The organism is Pseudoalteromonas sp. APC 3694, assembly GCF_030407565.1.
GTDB classification, from domain to species: Bacteria; Pseudomonadota; Gammaproteobacteria; order Enterobacterales; family Alteromonadaceae; genus Pseudoalteromonas; species Pseudoalteromonas tetraodonis.
The window spans coordinates 1-17,126 of the sequence record NZ_JASDDE010000072.1; the positions used below are offsets into that span (position 1 = coordinate 1).

Genomic DNA, 17,126 nt, shown 5'->3' on the forward strand with positions numbered 1-17,126 from the left:
GCGCTGTAAATAGCTGCTTGAGATAGATTTATTATCCAGAGTTCAGGTTAAATATATTTTAGCCATAAAAAAAGCGCCGTTTATAACGGCGCCTATTTAGCTTATAAAATTAAAAACTAAAGCTTACTTTTGCGTAGTAAGTGCGACCATCAAAGCCGTAAGGTACGGCACGTAAAGGGTATTTAAATGCCCCATTTGAAATAGCGTTTAATACTTCATCATCGCCTAATTCATCCGGTGTTTCATCAAATACATTGTCTGCACCTACCGATAACGCAAACATATCGTTAATTTGATAACTTACATTTAAATCCACTAATACGGCTGATTCTACCGTACTGGTTGCTTTAAATGAGCCATCTGTTGCAAGTTCAATATGGTCATTACCAAAGTACTTCACATCGGTTTCGCCAAAGTAATTAAAGCGGATCATTGAGCTATACGCGTCACGCTCATAATCAAACGTTAGCGTTGCACGTTCGCCCGGCTGCCCATCAGTTAAAAAACTACTTTGAATATCATCAAGTGCTACATTTTCAGGAATACCCGGTGCTGCATTAACACTGTCAATTTTAGTTTCATTTAAATTACCAGCAAACGTAGCAGAGAAATTACCGCCATATAAATCGGTACGGTAGGACGTAATAATGTCAACACCCTGCGTTGTTGAATTAACTGAGTTTGAAAAGTAGTTCGCTTGTACTGCACCCGTTGCCTGTAGCGCGGCAACTGCATCAGGACTAAATGCCACATCATCAGCCGATAACAAGCTGCCCAGTGTAATACGGTCTTCAATTTCTACACGGTAAAAATCCACAGTTAACGATAAATCGCTCGTTACATCATAAACAAAGCCTGCACTGTAGTTCGTTGATGTTTCAAGCTTTAAGTTATCAACGCCTAATGCAGCTGGAAAGGCAGAGCCTGTTGTTGCTGTAAACGACTGGCTTAACGTGCCGTCAGAACCTAAGTTAGTGGTAAACGCAGTGTAACCGCTTTGCTGTAATGATGGCGCTCTAAAACCTGTTGATATCGCACCACGTACCGCAAAATCATCGTTAAATTCATAACGCGTGGCTACTTTACCAATTATGTCGTCACCCGCATTAGAGAAATCTTCGTAACGAAGTGCTCCGCTAACATTCCACGCATCGGTAACCATGGTTTCTGCGTCAATATAAACGGCGTAGCTATCGCGATCACTTTTATTTGATGCTTCAGGGCGAAGGCCGTTGTAGGCTTGAAAACCACATTGTGCAAATTGATTCGGATCGTTCACTGATGGGTATGAAGTATCTGTGTTAGCAGCGCCACACGCGTATGAGGCTTCTTCACCGGGTACAATTTCATAGTTTTCTTTACGGTATTCAGCACCAATTGACACGTATACAGGCTCACTGCGGCCAATATCAACAATCCCGTTTATATCTGCATTAAAGGTTGTTTGGTCAAACCTAAAGCCACCCGAATACCCCTCAGTTGGTCCTGCATTTGCAGCAATATCGGCATCACTTGCACCTGGGTTATTAAATAAATACTCAGCAGCATAAGAGGCATTTAATGTATTGCGTGATGTAAAGTCGTATTGGTTTTCACCATATACCGCCGATACATCGTAATTCCAATCAGGGTTAATATCGCCTCTAAAACCAATTGAAACAGAGATATCCTGTGCTTCATTGTCTATTTGCGGTAAAAATCCATCGCTATAGACTTGAATTACGTTTTTAGATGCTTCATTAAAGTTACGATAAAAGCCGTTACCTAGTGCAGTACGCTCGGAGTAACCACCAAATGAATAAAGCTCACCCTCACTTATTGGCAATGTCATATTGTAAAATACCGAAGTAAATTCACTCTCTGCATTACCTTGTCCCCAACGAACTTCGTCCGATAAAGTACCTGGTGCGACATTAAGCGAACCTCCAGTATCTCGCTCGGCACGATTGGTTTTATCTGCATCGCGGTACTCAAGCGATAAATTAATAAAACCACCTTCGTTGCCTAGTTCAAAACCACGATTTAAACCTGCAGAAATTGTTTCCCCATCGCCTTCTGCCGTTTCACCGTATTGCACATAACCTGTGGTTAAATCTGTTGAGTTATTAAGTGATAAATTGATAACCCCCGCAATCGCATCTGAGCCGTACTGCGCCGCCGCACCATCACGTAAAACCTCAACCCCTTTTAAGGCAATAAGCGGGATCGCATTCATATCAGTCCCCGCAGAGCCACCGCCCACGGTACTAGTTAAACCAAAAATAGATTGATTATGGCGGCGCTTACCGTTGACTAAAACCAGCGTTTGATCTGGCTGTAAACCGCGTAATGTTGCTGGGCGAAATAAATCGGAACCGTCAGAAACTTGTGTACGAGAAAAGTTAAACGATGGCGCTGTCGCTTGCAAGCTTTGCCCAAGCTCGGTAAAGCCGCCTTTGTTTAAATCATCCGCGTCAATTAAATCAATAGGTGATGACGACTCTGTTGCTGTTCGGTTAGAAACTCGCGACCCTAACACAGATATTTGCTCGATATTCTTTTCAGCTTTAGCAGGCGCTTCTTGTGCATTAACCACACTTGGTGCACTGAAAGCAAAAGCAACCGCTACTGCCAAGGTGTTTAAACGATATGTTGACATAATGATGACCCTGTTTTGTGTATTCTTATAATGTGTGTGGGGTATATTCCTGCATCCCATTGCTAACATCCTAGCAACATACACAAACAAAAAGAAACAGAAATTTGATAAAATTAGCATAAGAATGCAAATAGCTTTAAAAACAGGAAAATAACACCTATAAAAGCTCAAAATACAACCAAAGTTGCAATTTAATATCACACCACCCAAGGTTAATACAATGTTAACATTGAGATTTTATGCATAATTAACCTCAGATCTGCATAAGAATTAAAGCCGAGTCACTTTTATACTCGGCTTTTTAGTCTGAAAGGTATAGGCAATTAATCCAGCCATTAAATTAACCATAAATGAGATGCAGCTGCGGTGCCTTGTATGGTCTATTTGAGCCATATTTTTCAGTTGGTCGAAAACTGTTTCAATGATAAAACGCTTTGATAACATCGCTCTATCCCAAGATGATATTGGCTGACGTTTCATATTACTTCGTTGACCTGTAATAAAATCAATGCCTTGCTCAGCAAGTTCCGCTTTTAGGTTTGCAGATACATAACCTTTATCAGCGTATAAACTACCTGTAACATTATCGACCATATCTAATATCGGCTGTCTATCATCAACATTCCCAGCTGTCACTTTTACAGCTAATAAACCCCCTTCATCATTCATGATGAGGTGAAGTGTAAAGCCATAAAACCAGCCCATTGGTGCTATGGTGCTTAGTGTTGCTCGTGACTATTGGGGAGAGTTACGAGCAAAGTGAGCCGTTACTTACAACAAAACAACGCCATCAATTTGCACTCAATAGTATTAAATCAAACAGTGGCTGCTTATATCATCCGCGTATTGTCGATGCACTTGAAGCCAGCCACGCTAAACTCATCGCCTCTGACAGCTCTATTGGTTCAATAAAGGTGATGAGCGCACAAGAACTCAAAGAAAATATGACATTGGCAAACTCACTGCACAGCCATACAGGTATTATGCTTTTGCCTAAGGACATATTTTCAATACGAAATCGATTGTTAAGCTACAACAACTCGAAGCCAAAAAGCCAACTCCGTTTAGAATTATGGTTAAAACGGCTAAATGATTGATCTAAAATACTCTTTTATTCGTTATACTAAGCCATAATAGTTACTTTCAAATATATTGCTTGAAGGAGCACACAGTGTCGCGATTTTCTGCCGTTACCGATAATCCCCACGACGGGCGTTTTAACCAAAAAACAGGTATTTTATTAACCAACTTAGGTAGCCCCGATGCCCCCACAGCAAGCGCGTTACGTGTTTACTTACGTGAGTTTTTGTCAGATCCGCGTATTGTAGAAATACCACGTATAGTGTGGATGATAATTCTCCATGGCATCATTTTGCGTATTCGCCCAAAACGCTCAGCTAAATTGTATAAAAGCATATGGACCGAAAATGGCTCGCCACTGACCCACATTACACGCCAACAAAGCATTAAATTAAATGCCTTATTAAAACAGCACGGCTATACCAACACCGAAGTGGTTATGGCGATGCGCTATGGTAATCCATCAATCGAAGCGGGCCTTGAAGAGCTCAGAGATAAAGGCTTAACCCGTATTATTGTGTTACCACTTTACCCACAATATTCAAGTCCAACCACAGGCTCAACATTTGATGCCGTGGCAAATGTATTAAAAAAATGGCGCTGGGTGCCAGAGCTACACTTTGTAAATGGGTATCACAAAAACCTAACTTACCTAGAGTCGCTTGCTAACAGCATTAGCGAAGATTTAGAAAAACACGGCATGCCACAAAAAATGGTGTTTTCATATCATGGTATGCCTAAACAGTTTTTAGATAATGGCGACCCCTATTACTGCCTATGCCAACAAACCACGCGTTTAGTGGTAGAAAAGCTAGGCCTAGATAAAGACAAAGTGATCACTACTTTCCAAAGCCGTTTTGGTAAAGCTGAATGGTTAAAACCTTACACAGATGCAACTCTTGAGAGCTTACCTAGCAAAGGAATTAAAGATGTGGCTATTATCAGCCCTGCCTTTAGCGCCGACTGCCTAGAAACACTTGAAGAATTAGAAGGTGAAAACCGAGAGATTTTTGAAGAAGCCGGCGGCGAAAAATACCGTTATATAGCAGCGCTTAACGACCGTGACGATCACATAGACGCTATGTTTGATGTGTTAAAGCCAATGCTTTAAGGCAGCAAAGAGCAGCGGTTAGGTTTTAGCTGTCAGCGATCAGAAAAAGATTAGCCAAGTACGGTGTTCGACTGTAGGTGTGAGTTTACCTCGCGCGCACAGTACCAAACCCGTTGCTCGACACCCGTTCCCCGCACCTAACACCTAAAATCTGCTCTTAGCGCTTACGTGTCACCATTAACGTGAGTGCTCCTGCTATTATCCCCCAGCATGCAGAGCCAACTGACCATAATGTTAAATCAGAAGCCGTAACTAAAAAGGTAATAATGGCCGCTTCTGTATATTCAGGACTGTGCAAAGACTGCTGCAAACTATTAGCGATGGTGCCAAACAAAGCAATACCCGCTAACGCCAATACCAGTGCTTGCGGCAAGCTTGCTACAATCGCCACTAGCATTGCAGCACACAGCGCCATAATAATGTAAAACACCCCACCAGCAATACTCGCCCAATAGCGCTTATCGGGGTTTTTATCGGCCTCTTCGCTCATACAAATAGCAGCCGTAATGGCCGCTAAATTAATTGAATAAGTGCCTAATGGCGCGGTTACTAAATTTATCAACCCGGTCACAGTTAATGACGATGATATTGGCGCTTTATAGTTATGTGCTTTTAAAATAGCGAAACCGGGTAAGTTTTGTGAAGTCATAGTGACTATATACAAAGGAATACTAATACTTATAAATGCCTGCAAACTAAAGCTTGGTGCAATATAAGCAAAGCTGCTTGCCTGCCACTGCACGGTGCTGGTATCGATATTTCCCATATACCAGGCTAAAAATATACCCGCTAACAATACACTTAGCATTGCAAAACGAGCAAAAAAGCGCTTGCCAATAAAGTACACCACCACCATTAAACCAATCACCAATGGCATGTCGTTCATAAAATTAAATACATCAATACCAAATGTGACTAATACCCCCGCTAACATAGCACAGGCCAGTTCACTGGGAATACGGTTCATGATTTTTTCAAACCAACCGGTAATGCCAGACACCAGCACCAATAAGGCTGATAGCATAAATGCGCCTATCGCTTCATGTAAGTTGTAGCCCTGGGCACTTGAGATCAGTAATGCTGCACCGGTGGTCGACCATGCAATTAAAATGGGCACCTTATAATAAAACGACAGCACAATAGAGGTACCGCCCATTACTAGCCCCAGCATTAATATCCAGCTTGCCACAAGTTCAGGTGTACCACCTAAGGTGATCACCACTTGATAAATCAATGCAATAGAACTTGAAAAACCAATAATGACCGCAACAAATCCTGCCATAATTCGACTAAGTAACTGATCAGTCCCTGCCATAATTCCCTCTTTTAATAGGTGTTTAACGATACAACATACTTTGCCTATTTATACTTTGCAATTAGCCCTTTGAATAATGAAAAATGAGCACGTTACTAAAAAATTTTATTGGTCAGTTTTACTTGTCAAAATCGGTATGATTTAAAAAACATGCACGTACCCAAAAACATGCCACAGGGTGCGCCATTACTACAAAAAAACCATCCTATTAAACCCAAAAAAATACCTAAAAAAGGTAAAGTAAATACTTACAATAAGTTATAAAAAAGCAATTGCTACTTTATGGTTGCAATTTAAATTTGATCTAATTCTTTTTAAGATAAAAATTAACAATTACTAGCATGGGTTGGTCAAGGTACGAATGGCAATTTATACAGCTCAATGAGCAACCGTATGTATTCAATAACAGCCGTTGATTGTGGAGCAACAACGTTCGTACATGAACTGGGTCATAACCAAGGTTTAGCGCATTCTCTTAAGCAAGGCGATACAAGCGGTGGCGTATATGTTGATGGCATGGGCCACGGTGTACAAAATGAATTTGCCAGTATTATGGCCTCCCCACATGTGTTTGGTAGTGCAACTCAGTACGATTATTTCTCAAACCCAAATTGAAGCGTAAACGGCATTCCATTTGGTGTGACTAACCAAGCATATGCTATTCGTACTGTAACCGATACAAAAACAAGTATTGCTAACTTTAAATAAGTAACGCAAATAGTAACTAAAGTGAGCCTACAGCCCACTTTTTAATTGTTTCCCCTTAGAGCGCATTTGCGCTCTTTTTTTATTTAACCTGAACTCTGGTTAAGAGATTTACTAACGTATTGAATCAAAAATAATATTTATGTTTATTTTTCTCTAGCCAGAGATTTCCAGTGAAAACAAGGCGAAATTACGCGTCAATAGCTAGCCTATTGCAAGTAAATTCAACGCAGTTAGCGCTGAAAATAGCTGCTTGAGATAGATTTATTATCCAGAGTTCAGGTTATTTAGTTTAAACATTAACAAAATTTAATGTTACGTCCACCTTTACAATATTTGGTAATAAGTACACTTACCCCATATTAATAACTAGGAGTAAGCTATGAATAATTCACTAATTAAAAGTACTGTTAAACTCATTTCTTTATCTGCAATTTCACTTGCGTTGTGTGCATGTGGCAGCAGCTCATCAAGTAATAAAACCAATGTCATTTCTAAGGTTAATAACTTTCCAAGCGTTATTATTGGCCAAGTATCTGAAGTCACAAGTAATGCAATTACCATAAACAGCCACACAGTGCCTGCAAGCTCTGCCAAGGTAGAGCTAGATGGCAACAACGCCAGCCTTTCAGACATAAAAGTAGGTATGTACATTGAAGTAGAAACCAACGGCTCGCAAGCAACTGAAATAGAATACGATCCGCTATTAAAAGGCCCAGTGTATATTGATGACGATACCCTAAGCATTGCAGGCATTACTTTAAATAATGCTCAAAACACAAACTTTAGCCAAGGTGAATTACTTGAAGTAAGCGGATACATCGACTCAACGAATAGCATTGCAGTGACTTACCAAGCAGTAATTAGTAACAGTCAAGAAGAACTTGAATTACTAGGAAATATAAGTAATTTAAACACACAATCTGGCACTTTTAATTTAGGTAACCTACTCATTAACTACCAACAAGCCGAGGTAGAAGGTGCGTTAAATAACGGCCAGTTTGTAGAGGTAGAAGGTGTTTTAAATGAAGGGCATATTATTGCAACAGAGGTAGATGCCGAGCAAAACCTTAATTTTAATGATGACACGCAAACAGAGCTTGAAGGCGTAATCACCTTTGTAAATAACGATGAAACACTAATAACTATCAACTCAAAATGGCAAGTTGCTATTAATGATCAAACTCAATTTGAAGATGGCACAGCCACTAATTTAATCACCGGCCAATGGGTTGAAGTAGACGCTCAGTGGCAACAAAATAACAACCAATTGTTAGCCACAAATATTGAATTTGACAGTAGTAACACCGAGTCTACCGTAACAAATTATACGTTTTCAGTATCAGGGCAGGTGTCGGTTAGCGACAACATCGCTACTATAAATGGCAATAACTTTACGCTTACTAATCAAACACGTTACGAAGATGGCTTAACTGCACAAACTCTAAACGGGCAATGGTTGGAGCTTGAAGGCACTTACAACAACAGCCAAGCTCTTATTACTGAGGCCGAAATTGAAGAAAACACCAGCACGCTACACTTAAAAGGCAATGTTACATTAAATACAAATAACCAAGCTGAAATATGGGGCTACATAAGTGAAGATAGCTCTCTATCGCAATTTACAAACCAATACGTAGAACTTGAGTGCCAGTGGGTAAACACTAACCAAGTAAGAGCCTGCGTACTAGACGATTAAATACAATAAGTTATATTTGACTTTGCAAAGGGCCTGTTTACCTTTCGCGGTAACATGCCCTACTAAAGTTAAACATGTCCTTAAGTTTATTTGATAAACTAATTTGCATTAAAATAACGTTCAAGCCACAAGAGCCTATATATGAAATATATTTTATTAAGCGCGACCCTTTTTGTTAGCGCATTTTGCCAAGCAAATAACCCTGCCATATTTAATAAGCTCAATACAGCTAAAGATCCTTCGGCTCAAAGTATTTTAAATAAAATAGAAACTAAGTATGCCAATCAAGGTGTAATTGTGGAATTTGAACTTGAGTTTGAAAAAGGCATTACAGTTTACGAAGTGACTTTATTTGATGAGCAAAATAAACGCTTTATTGAGTTAATCGTTAACGCGCAAGGTAAAGTAATTGAACAAGAATACGAACAGCCAGAACTTGACGAAGAAGACGAAGTAGCCGCAGCCAAGTTAATGAAGCAAAAAAACTACCGCATGCATCAACTGGTAAAATCAATAAGCCCAGCCCCACCATATTACTTATTAGAGTCGCAATTAGAGCAAGATATTGGCATAACCTACCTAGTTGCTACATTTATTACAGAAAAAGGCAGACACAAAAAAGCCATTGATTTAGCCACAGGTAAAAACTTACCTCTGCTGCAATGGGGTAATTAATGAAGCTGCTTTTAGTTGAAGATGATAAACAAAATCGCGAATTTTTATATAAAGCATTTAACGAACAAGGCTACACTGTAGATACTGCAGCCGACGGCCAACAAGCATTGCTTATGGCTACCTGCGAAGAACACGACATAATAATACTTGACCGTATGTTACCAAAACTCGATGGACTACAAGTACTAGCAGCACTTAGAGCAACCGGTAAAAATACTCCCGTACTTATACTTTCAGCACTTGATAAAGTAGATGAAAGAGTTGCAGGTTTAAAAGCCGGTGGAGATGATTACCTTACCAAACCTTTTGCGTTTTCTGAGCTTGCAATAAGAGTAGAAAAACTCATAAAACGCCCTTCGCAATCCACGCAAAAAACAACCACCGTAGAATTTGAAAACGTAAGCCTAGATTTTCGCCACTACAAAGCTCAAATAAACGGAAAACCGCTAAACTTACAACCAAAAGAATTTAAGATATTACACTTTTTGCTAGAGCATCAAAGTAAATTAGTTACTCGTACCTTATTGTTTGAATCAGTGTGGGAATACCATTTTGACCCAGGCACCAACGTAATTGATGTACATATTGCTAGGCTTCGTAAAAAACTTTTACAGCATAACGCCCATGTAAACATTGAAACTATACGAGGTGTAGGCTATCGCTTACAAAAAGCGCACGCCAATGAATAACAAACATTCATTATGGTGGCAATTTAACCCACGGGTAAGCTCGGTTTGGCGCTTAACCCTCGCCTTTGCAACCATTACCTCTGTGGTATTGGTTTTATGTATTGTGCTTATTTATCAGCTATTACTTGGAGAGCAAACACGCCAAGTAGAAAGGCGGTTAAACGCCGAGCAAGTGCGTATAGAGGGGCTAGCTAATAAATTTGATAAAGCCTCGTTTTTTAAGCAACTTAATATTTTTAGAAACGAAGGCGATATTTTAATTTTTTGGCAAAACGACGAAACTCAAAGCCAAGGGTTGAGCTTTTTTCCAAACGATATACCTAAACTTCCAAAAACCGTTGAGTTTCCAGTACTCGATACGCAGCGCGGCCAAATACGTTTATTAACCACAGGCATAGTAAAAACAAAACACGGCAAAATAGTTATTGCTACAGCTACTGAGCATTTAAGTCGCTTAATTACAGAGTTTAAAACCATTGCTACATGGGCGTGTTTACTTAGCTTAGTACTCACATGTGTGTTTGGTTATATATTTGCTAGACGACATTTACGCCGCGTAAATTATTTTAATAACGTGGCCGAGAAAGTACAAAAAGGCGATTTATCGGCGCGAGTAGTGCATAAACAAAAAGGTGATGAATTTGTTACTTTAGCCAAGCATATCAATACCATGCTGCAAAGCATTGAAGAAAACTTTGCTTTAGTACAAGGGATTACCGACAACATTGCCCACGATTTAAAAACCCCGCTAACCCGCTTGCGTTTACATTTAGAAAATGAAGCCATTAAGCAACCAAGCCTAGGCATAGCAATAGAGCAACTAGAAAGCGTATTACATACCTTTGATGCCATGCTAAAGCTAACACGTTTAGAACATGGGCAATTTCCACTAAAATTAGAGCCCGTTAATGGCTTTACTCTAATGAGCGACATAATAGATATTCTTGAACCCACAGCAGAGCAAAACCAGCAGCACATAATTCTGCATAAAAACCACGAGCTTATTTTTGAAGGAGACAAAAACTTACTGTTTCAAGCATGTTATAACTTGCTACAAAACGCCATTAAATATGCTGGTAACCACGCTAAAATTACAATAACGCTTTCTAGAGGCAGTATAAAAATTAGCGATAACGGTAAAGGGGTAAATAAACAACAGCTAAGCCAGTTAACCAAACGCTTTTACAGAAGCGACCTTGCAAGGCAAAAAGACGGCTTTGGATTAGGCCTTGCCACTGTAAAAGCTATTTGCGATCGCCACCACTTTACACTTACCCTGCAAAGTGATGAAAACGGATTTAGCAGCACTATTAGTCATTAACAAATTGAGTAAGTTAAAAGCCTAAAAGTGCGCAGCTAATTAATGCACTGCTATTTTTTATTTAATAGCAGGCATTAACGTTTTGCCATCACTATCCACTTTACTCATTAGCGTTAGCCCCATTACCTTGGCAAGCACAGGGTAAATATCTAAATTATTCACCAGCTCAATACTCATCCCTTGTTTAAACGCAGGACCTGCAGCTATAAAGGTGGCAGCCATATCATCACTATAAGCATAGCCATGTGTACCTAAATAAGGCGCTTTAGTACCGTTACTAAATACCGCAGGCGCATTGGTTTGCACCACAATATCACCCACTCGGCTCCCACTATTATAATGGTAGCCTTCAAGCTGTTCGCTACTTAAAACACTATAACGCCCCTTAGCCGCTTTTTGTAAGCGTGCTTTATACGCGTCAATATCTGCATTTTTAGCATCGCTTTTAGTATAAATAAGTAAACGAGGACCGGTATTCACAATAATAAAATTATCATCTTTAGGTAAACTGCTAACAATAATGCTTTGCTCAGGATCAACCTGTGCCATGCCATGATCAGAAACAATTACTAAGTTTATATCCTGAGATAATTTGCTCAAGCGAGTACGTAATTGCCCCATTAAGGCGTCTAACTTATGAACAGCGTCACGTGTTTGTACTGCATCTGGGCCAAACTCATGCCCCATACTATCAACCAGCGAAAAGTAACTGGCTACAAAACGTGGGCGCTGCGCTTGAGGCAAACTTAACCACTGTACAATTTGGTCAATTCTGTCTTGGTAGTTACCTTGTTTAGAATAATGAAAATAGTAATCAGGCGTCATACCATTAAAGCGCGCATCCGACTCAGGCCAAAAATACACCGCCGATTTAAGCCCATGCATTTTTACTAAATTCCATAATGGAGTACCACGTACCCAAGTACTGTCTTTTTGGCCTTTACCCATGCTGTAGCATTGATTATTGCGCGCTTTGTCACAAAATTTATTGTCAACAATACCGTGGTTAACGGGTAGTAAACCAGTAATCACCGAAATATGATTTGGAAACGTTTTAGTAGGATAAACTGGCTGCATTTTTTGTGCTCTAACCCCTTGCTCAGCCATTGCTTTTAAATTGGGTGCACCGTGCTTTTCAATATAATCCCAACGCAAGCCATCAATTGAAATCATCACTACTGTTTGCTCCTTGGCTGCAAACGCATTATTCATCCCTAATAAAAGGCAAAAACAGACAGCCTTTGTGATCCACAACTTCATTTTAAACACCTATAGATGTATGTTAATTTTATAAAAAATAATACTAAAGCAAGTTGTTACTTTATGATACATGCTGATAGATTAAAGATGGCTCACTAAAAAATATAACTGTGCGCTTAATAAGAGCCCAACGTGCAAAATAAAAGGATTGCTATGATCGACTTCAGCAGCAAAATCAGCCCAGCGCGTATGCAGCGCACGACGGCCAATTTACAAATGGCGCTTGAGAGCGATCGTGGCCGAATTATTAATAGTGCAGCCATTCGTCGGCTGCAACAAAAAACCCAAGTATTTCCGCTTGAACGCAATGCAGCCGTGCGCTCGCGCCTTACTCACTCATTAGAAGTACAACAAGTTGGTCGATTTATTGTGCAGCGTGTTTTTGCCAACTTAAATTACCAACAGCAAAAAGAATATGGTTTATCAGGCTTAGAACGCCCGCTAGAAACCCTAGTAGAAATGGCCTGCCTAATGCACGATATTGGTAACCCGCCATTTGGTCACTTTGGCGAGGCCGCCATTAATAATTGGTTTAATGCTAACTTGGCCAGTATTACGCCTGAGCGTTGCCAAACAGCCAATAGCAGTATAGGCGTTATTTTTAAACATTTAGCGCAAGATATTTGCAGTTTTGAAGGCAACGCCCAAGGCATACGTATTATTCACTCATTGCTGAGCCTAAATTTAACCTACAGCCAAAGTGCGGCAATTTTAAAGTACACCCGCCCTGCCAGCTTAGCGAAGCAAGATATCCCACAAAATAAAAACTACATTATGAAAAAAGTGGGCTACTACTACAGTGAAAAAAGCTTTGTAGAGGCACTGCAAACTGAGCTCAAAATGGAGCCGAATTGCCGCCACCCAGCCAGTTACATAATGGAAGCCGCTGACGATATTTCTTATTGCTTGGCTGACATAGAAGATGCGGTAGAAAAAGACATAATCACCACACAGTTATTATGCGAGCAACTAAAAAAGCAGTATCAAAAAGCGTTAATTAACTTAGCCTTAAACGACACCCAACATCAAAGCTTTGTTGATGATGCAATTAATTACGCAATTGAACGCGCGCAAGCACAGCCCTTTAATTTTAATAGTGAATTTTTTATTTATTTGCGTGTATCGTTACTGCACCCATTAGTAAATCATGCTGCTAAACGCTTTATTGAAAACATAGAGCCAATTTATCATGGTGACTTTAACCATGCATTATTAGAAGACCGCAGCTACCTGCATGCAGTAACCCAAGCCCTAAAGCAAGTGGCACTTGAGCATGTATTTTCTCATAAAGAGGTCGAAAAGCTCGAACTACAAGGCTACCGTATTATTAACGGCCTACTAGAATGCTATAAACCGTTACTGCAATTAACTAGCGACAACTTTAAACGCGCACTACATGGCGACAACCGTTTATTAATAGAATCGAGATTAGTTAAAAAACTCTCTAAAAAACATTTAAGTAGCTATCAGCACGCTATAAATGCCATGCAAGAAGAGCCCGACCACTTTGCAGCTTATGAGTTTTATTACAGATGTAGACTCATTCAAGACTACATAAGCGGCATGACCGACCAATTTGCTTACGACGAGTACCGCAGCTTAATGGTAATTGACTAATTTAGGCTTAGCGCGCGAAATTGCTAAGCCCTAGATAATTTTTTACTTTACGCTTAAAATTAGTGCATTGATGCTTAACCGCTTTTGAGTTTTATGAAACCGTTACTGAGTTGCTTACTTTTTTGTTTTACTTTGTTTTATAGTGCCAGCAGTGTCGCTTACAACGAAGCGATGTGCATTCTTATAAAACAAGAAATGCAGCAATATAGTGACAACAAAACTAGCCGTAAGTACCGTAACGCCGCTCGCGACTACAAAAAAAACTGCAGTAACCCGGCACGTACTCAACCAGCAACAAAGCCTAAACCGCAACCCATTATTGAACAACCCATACCTGAGATTACAAAACCGCAAGTAACTGAGCCTGTTTTATCTGTTGTAAATGCCCCTATTGCACAGAGTCAAACCCAGTCATCACTTGCACAGCAAAGCGCAAAATCAAACGTTGAACAAACAGTAGCAACAACGTCTGAGCAAGATATTGAGCAAAGTATTAAACATACTCAAAGTACAACTGTTCCAGCATCAGCAATTACAGCGACAAATAAGTCACAAAGCAACATAACAACAAATGATCAGCCTAGCATTGATACAACCACGCAAAACAACACAACTCCAGCAGTTACAAAATCAACAGTAGAGCCTTTAAAAACGGCCATGCCGGTTACCGTAAATGCCACAGAGCAAGTTAACAGTATTGCCTCATTAATCCCTAAAAAATCAAATATGTTGTCGCTAGTATTACCCAGTGTGGCGCTACTCTTAGTGGTAATAATTGGGGTTGTTGTATTAATGCGCCTACGCCATGTTAAGCAAAATAACGAGCCTGCCGATACCAGTATGCCACTAGCTGCTCCCCCTACAAAGTGCGATGACAAGCAAAGTAGTACTGCTATTGATGAATCTAAGACTCTTGATACCAGCAAAAGCGAGCCAAACGCAAACGAAGTGAGCACAGCTAAAGTAAAGCAAATCCCGAATACCGCAGAGTTTGAAGCCGCCGCTAAAGCCACTTTAGAACGGATAAAAAATGCCACCGAGCATGCAGAGCCACAAGTAAGAGACTTTGATCCCGAAGCCAAACCAATCAAAAAACAGCGCAAGCCGGTTAATCAGCCTAGCGAGCCTGTACCAGCGACTAAAAAAGAAGCACCTATTGCAGCTGAGCCCATTTCACCTCAACAACCAAAGGCAGACTTGCATTCGCCTAAACAACCGCGCTCACCGTTAACACCATCTACCGAGCACGACTTTAAAGAGCCTGAAATACGCACCTTCGATCCCAACGCCCCCTTACCCACTAAAAAAAGTGCGATAAAACCAGAACAAGTAAAGGTATCGCCAGTTGAACCCACTAAGCCTGATATACCGCCACAAAGCAGTAACCCATTTGCTAACTTATCGCTTGATGAAAGTTGGGATCCAAATTCACCACAAAAACCGAAAGTGGAAGAAAAGCAACGCGCCCCTAAATCACAAGCACTAATTGAAGCTGAAGAGCGCGCAAAAAACATGCAAACAAAAGAATAATAGAGTACGCTGTACTTATTAAAAGGTGGCTTTAAATCTAAACCAATTCGCTTAATCAAGTGGTCTGTTTTGAGGCAGGAAAAATGTGTTGATAGCTAGGCAAAAAATTTGCTATTTAACCTGAACTCTGGTTAAGAGATTTACTAACATATTGAATCAAAATGATATTTATGTTTATTTTCTCAAGCTAGAGATTTTTAGTGAAAACAAGGCGAAATTACGCGTCAATAGCTAGCCTATTGCAAGTAAATTCAACGCAGTTAGCGCTGAAAATAGCTGCTTGAGATGGATTTATTATCCGGAGTTCATGTTATTTAGTTGTTCTCAGCAATTGCTCCTGCATTGCTCTACCTTCTGCATCCATGCAGTCGTAATGAGAGTTTTTTAACGCAGGTAGCGACACGTTTAGCCCCGTAAAATGATTAAGTATTATTGCGACTGTTCTAGTTTAAGCGTGCATTCAGTTTCACTCACTACAATAGTCTACTTTTTAAACAACACCGGTCACAACCTAATGGCTAAGAAGGAGTAAACTATACATATGCATGTGATGTTATCAGCTAAATTAAGATACCTTATTTTTACCGCATCTTTTTGTCTGATGGCTTTAGTGAGTGATTACAGTAACGCAATTGAAGCAATTCAACCCAAAAACGAACAGCCCACACATACCACTACTTTAAATATAAGTACCGGCGAATGGCCTCCTTTTTTAAGTGAATCATTACCTCATCAAGGTGTGATTGCCCATTTAATCACCGACTTATTTGCACAAGCCAATATTAAGGTTAACTTTACCTTTTTACCCTGGCCGCGTGCTTACCACGACACCATTAATGATAAATACGCAGCCACCGCCGTATGGATGTTTGAACAACAACGTACTGAGGATTATTTTTACAGTGAGCCAGTGTTAAACGAGTGTTTTGTATTTTTTTATCACAAAAAACGCCCTTTTGATTGGCAAAACCTAAACGATTTAAAAGGCTTATTACTCGGTGGTGGGCTTGCTTACAGCTATGGCGAAGAGTTTGATAAAGCACTACAAGCGGGTCTATTTGATATGTCGCGAGTAAGTACCACAGAGCAAAACTTTAAACGCTTAGCTATGGGCAGAATAGACGCCTTTGCCGAGGAAAAAAGCGTTGGCTATCACATATTGGCAGGTCAACTACCTACAATAAAAAATGCCATTGTGCATCACCCTAGGCCACTATTAATCAATAAAAGCTTTGTCATGTTCCCTAAAAATAACGAATACAGTAAACAATGGCTTGAGATTTTTAATCAGCAATTACTTAAATTTAAACAAAATGGTCGCTACCAAACTTACTTTGATGCGTTAGATAATGGCGCTTATCAGCCCACAAATAGCGCCCTGGCCGACTGACCTAGCGGAGATGTTTGGAACGCAGGTTTCGGGCTACGAGCTAGGTTTTAGGTTTTAGGTTTTAGGTTTTAGGTTTTAGGTTTTAGGTTTTAGGTT

12 protein-coding genes and 2 pseudogenes are annotated in these 17,126 nt (G+C 40.1%); 10 read left to right on the forward strand and 4 right to left on the reverse strand.

Annotation, left to right across the window (positions count from 1 at the left end; all coding sequences use genetic code 11):
* Positions 1-109: 109 nt before the first annotated feature.
* Together QMA00_RS16900 and QMA00_RS16905 are read right to left on the reverse strand one after the other, a co-directional pair.
* Positions 110-2,638 (reverse strand): TonB-dependent receptor, encoded by a 2,529-nt coding sequence (locus QMA00_RS16900; RefSeq protein WP_076922974.1) that lies wholly within the window; start codon positions 2,636-2,638, stop codon positions 110-112.
* A gap of 270 nt (positions 2,639-2,908) precedes the next feature.
* Positions 2,909-3,343, reverse strand: coding sequence for an IS982 family transposase (locus QMA00_RS16905; RefSeq protein ID WP_356947898.1), 435 nt, complete (start codon positions 3,341-3,343; stop codon positions 2,909-2,911).
* On the opposite strand from QMA00_RS16905, the pseudogene QMA00_RS16910 reads away from it, so the two are divergent.
* Together QMA00_RS16910 and hemH are read left to right on the forward strand one after the other, a co-directional pair.
* Positions 3,339-3,731: pseudogene (locus QMA00_RS16910) on the forward strand (two-component system response regulator); the annotation flags it as partial. The gene QMA00_RS16905 and the pseudogene QMA00_RS16910 sit on opposite strands and share 5 nt — an antisense overlap.
* 78 nt (positions 3,732-3,809) lie before the next feature.
* Complete coding sequence (gene hemH, locus QMA00_RS16915; protein ID WP_036983660.1) at positions 3,810-4,829, forward strand: ferrochelatase; 1,020 nt, start codon at positions 3,810-3,812, stop codon at positions 4,827-4,829.
* Between the two features lie 157 nt (positions 4,830-4,986).
* On the opposite strand, the gene QMA00_RS16920 is transcribed toward hemH, so the two are convergent.
* Entirely contained in the window at positions 4,987-6,144 is a 1,158-nt protein-coding gene (locus QMA00_RS16920; protein ID WP_076922976.1) for a benzoate/H(+) symporter BenE family transporter, read from the reverse strand.
* Between the two features lie 336 nt (positions 6,145-6,480).
* On the opposite strand from QMA00_RS16920, the pseudogene QMA00_RS16925 reads away from it, so the two are divergent.
* From QMA00_RS16925 to QMA00_RS16945, 5 genes and pseudogenes are all read left to right on the forward strand, one after another.
* Positions 6,481-6,852, forward strand: a pseudogene (locus QMA00_RS16925) (M12 family metallo-peptidase); the annotation flags it as partial.
* A 379-nt stretch (positions 6,853-7,231) separates the two neighbouring features.
* Entirely contained in the window at positions 7,232-8,548 is a 1,317-nt protein-coding gene (locus QMA00_RS16930; RefSeq protein WP_076922977.1) for a DUF5666 domain-containing protein, read from the forward strand.
* Positions 8,549-8,689: 141 nt separating this feature from the next.
* Positions 8,690-9,223 (forward strand): PepSY domain-containing protein, encoded by a 534-nt coding sequence (locus QMA00_RS16935; protein WP_076922978.1) that lies wholly within the window; start codon positions 8,690-8,692, stop codon positions 9,221-9,223.
* On the forward strand, positions 9,223-9,912 hold the full coding sequence (locus QMA00_RS16940; protein WP_076922979.1) for a response regulator transcription factor: 690 nt from the start codon (positions 9,223-9,225) through the stop codon (positions 9,910-9,912). The genes QMA00_RS16935 and QMA00_RS16940 overlap by 1 nt, the downstream gene beginning before the upstream one ends.
* Entirely contained in the window at positions 9,905-11,233 is a 1,329-nt protein-coding gene (locus QMA00_RS16945) for an ATP-binding protein (RefSeq protein ID WP_083703545.1), read from the forward strand. Before QMA00_RS16940 ends, QMA00_RS16945 begins: the two co-directional genes overlap by 8 nt.
* A gap of 57 nt (positions 11,234-11,290) precedes the next feature.
* Here QMA00_RS16945 and QMA00_RS16950 read toward each other — a convergent pair whose 3' ends face one another.
* Positions 11,291-12,493, reverse strand: coding sequence for an ectonucleotide pyrophosphatase/phosphodiesterase (locus QMA00_RS16950; protein WP_076922980.1), 1,203 nt, complete (start codon positions 12,491-12,493; stop codon positions 11,291-11,293).
* A gap of 153 nt (positions 12,494-12,646) precedes the next feature.
* On the opposite strand from QMA00_RS16950, the gene dgt reads away from it, so the two are divergent.
* From dgt to QMA00_RS16965, 3 genes are all read left to right on the forward strand, one after another.
* Positions 12,647-14,110: a dGTPase gene (gene dgt / locus QMA00_RS16955; RefSeq protein ID WP_076922981.1), complete on the forward strand. Its 1,464-nt coding sequence runs from the start codon at positions 12,647-12,649 to the stop codon at positions 14,108-14,110.
* 93 nt (positions 14,111-14,203) lie between these two features.
* Positions 14,204-15,640: a hypothetical protein gene (locus tag QMA00_RS16960; RefSeq protein ID WP_076922982.1), complete on the forward strand. Its 1,437-nt coding sequence runs from the start codon at positions 14,204-14,206 to the stop codon at positions 15,638-15,640.
* A 541-nt stretch (positions 15,641-16,181) separates the two neighbouring features.
* Positions 16,182-17,030, forward strand: a complete 849-nt coding sequence (locus QMA00_RS16965; protein ID WP_076922983.1) for a transporter substrate-binding domain-containing protein — start codon at positions 16,182-16,184, stop codon at positions 17,028-17,030.
* Positions 17,031-17,126 lie beyond the last annotated feature (96 nt).

Coding starts and splice junctions, on each gene's coding strand:
- QMA00_RS16965 (WP_076922983.1), top strand. CDS start 16,182: ATGCATGTGATGTTATCAGCTAAATTAAGATACCTTATTTTTACCGCA.
- QMA00_RS16950 (WP_076922980.1), bottom strand. CDS start 12,493: ATGAAGTTGTGGATCACAAAGGCTGTCTGTTTTTGCCTTTTATTAGGG.
- QMA00_RS16960 (WP_076922982.1), top strand. CDS start 14,204: ATGAAACCGTTACTGAGTTGCTTACTTTTTTGTTTTACTTTGTTTTAT.
- QMA00_RS16900 (WP_076922974.1), bottom strand. CDS start 2,638: ATGTCAACATATCGTTTAAACACCTTGGCAGTAGCGGTTGCTTTTGCT.
- QMA00_RS16920 (WP_076922976.1), bottom strand. CDS start 6,144: ATGGCAGGGACTGATCAGTTACTTAGTCGAATTATGGCAGGATTTGTT.
- QMA00_RS16930 (WP_076922977.1), top strand. CDS start 7,232: ATGAATAATTCACTAATTAAAAGTACTGTTAAACTCATTTCTTTATCT.
- dgt (WP_076922981.1), top strand. CDS start 12,647: ATGATCGACTTCAGCAGCAAAATCAGCCCAGCGCGTATGCAGCGCACG.
- QMA00_RS16935 (WP_076922978.1), top strand. CDS start 8,690: ATGAAATATATTTTATTAAGCGCGACCCTTTTTGTTAGCGCATTTTGC.
- QMA00_RS16905 (WP_356947898.1), bottom strand. CDS start 3,343: ATGGGCTGGTTTTATGGCTTTACACTTCACCTCATCATGAATGATGAA.
- QMA00_RS16940 (WP_076922979.1), top strand. CDS start 9,223: ATGAAGCTGCTTTTAGTTGAAGATGATAAACAAAATCGCGAATTTTTA.
- QMA00_RS16945 (WP_083703545.1), top strand. CDS start 9,905: ATGAATAACAAACATTCATTATGGTGGCAATTTAACCCACGGGTAAGC.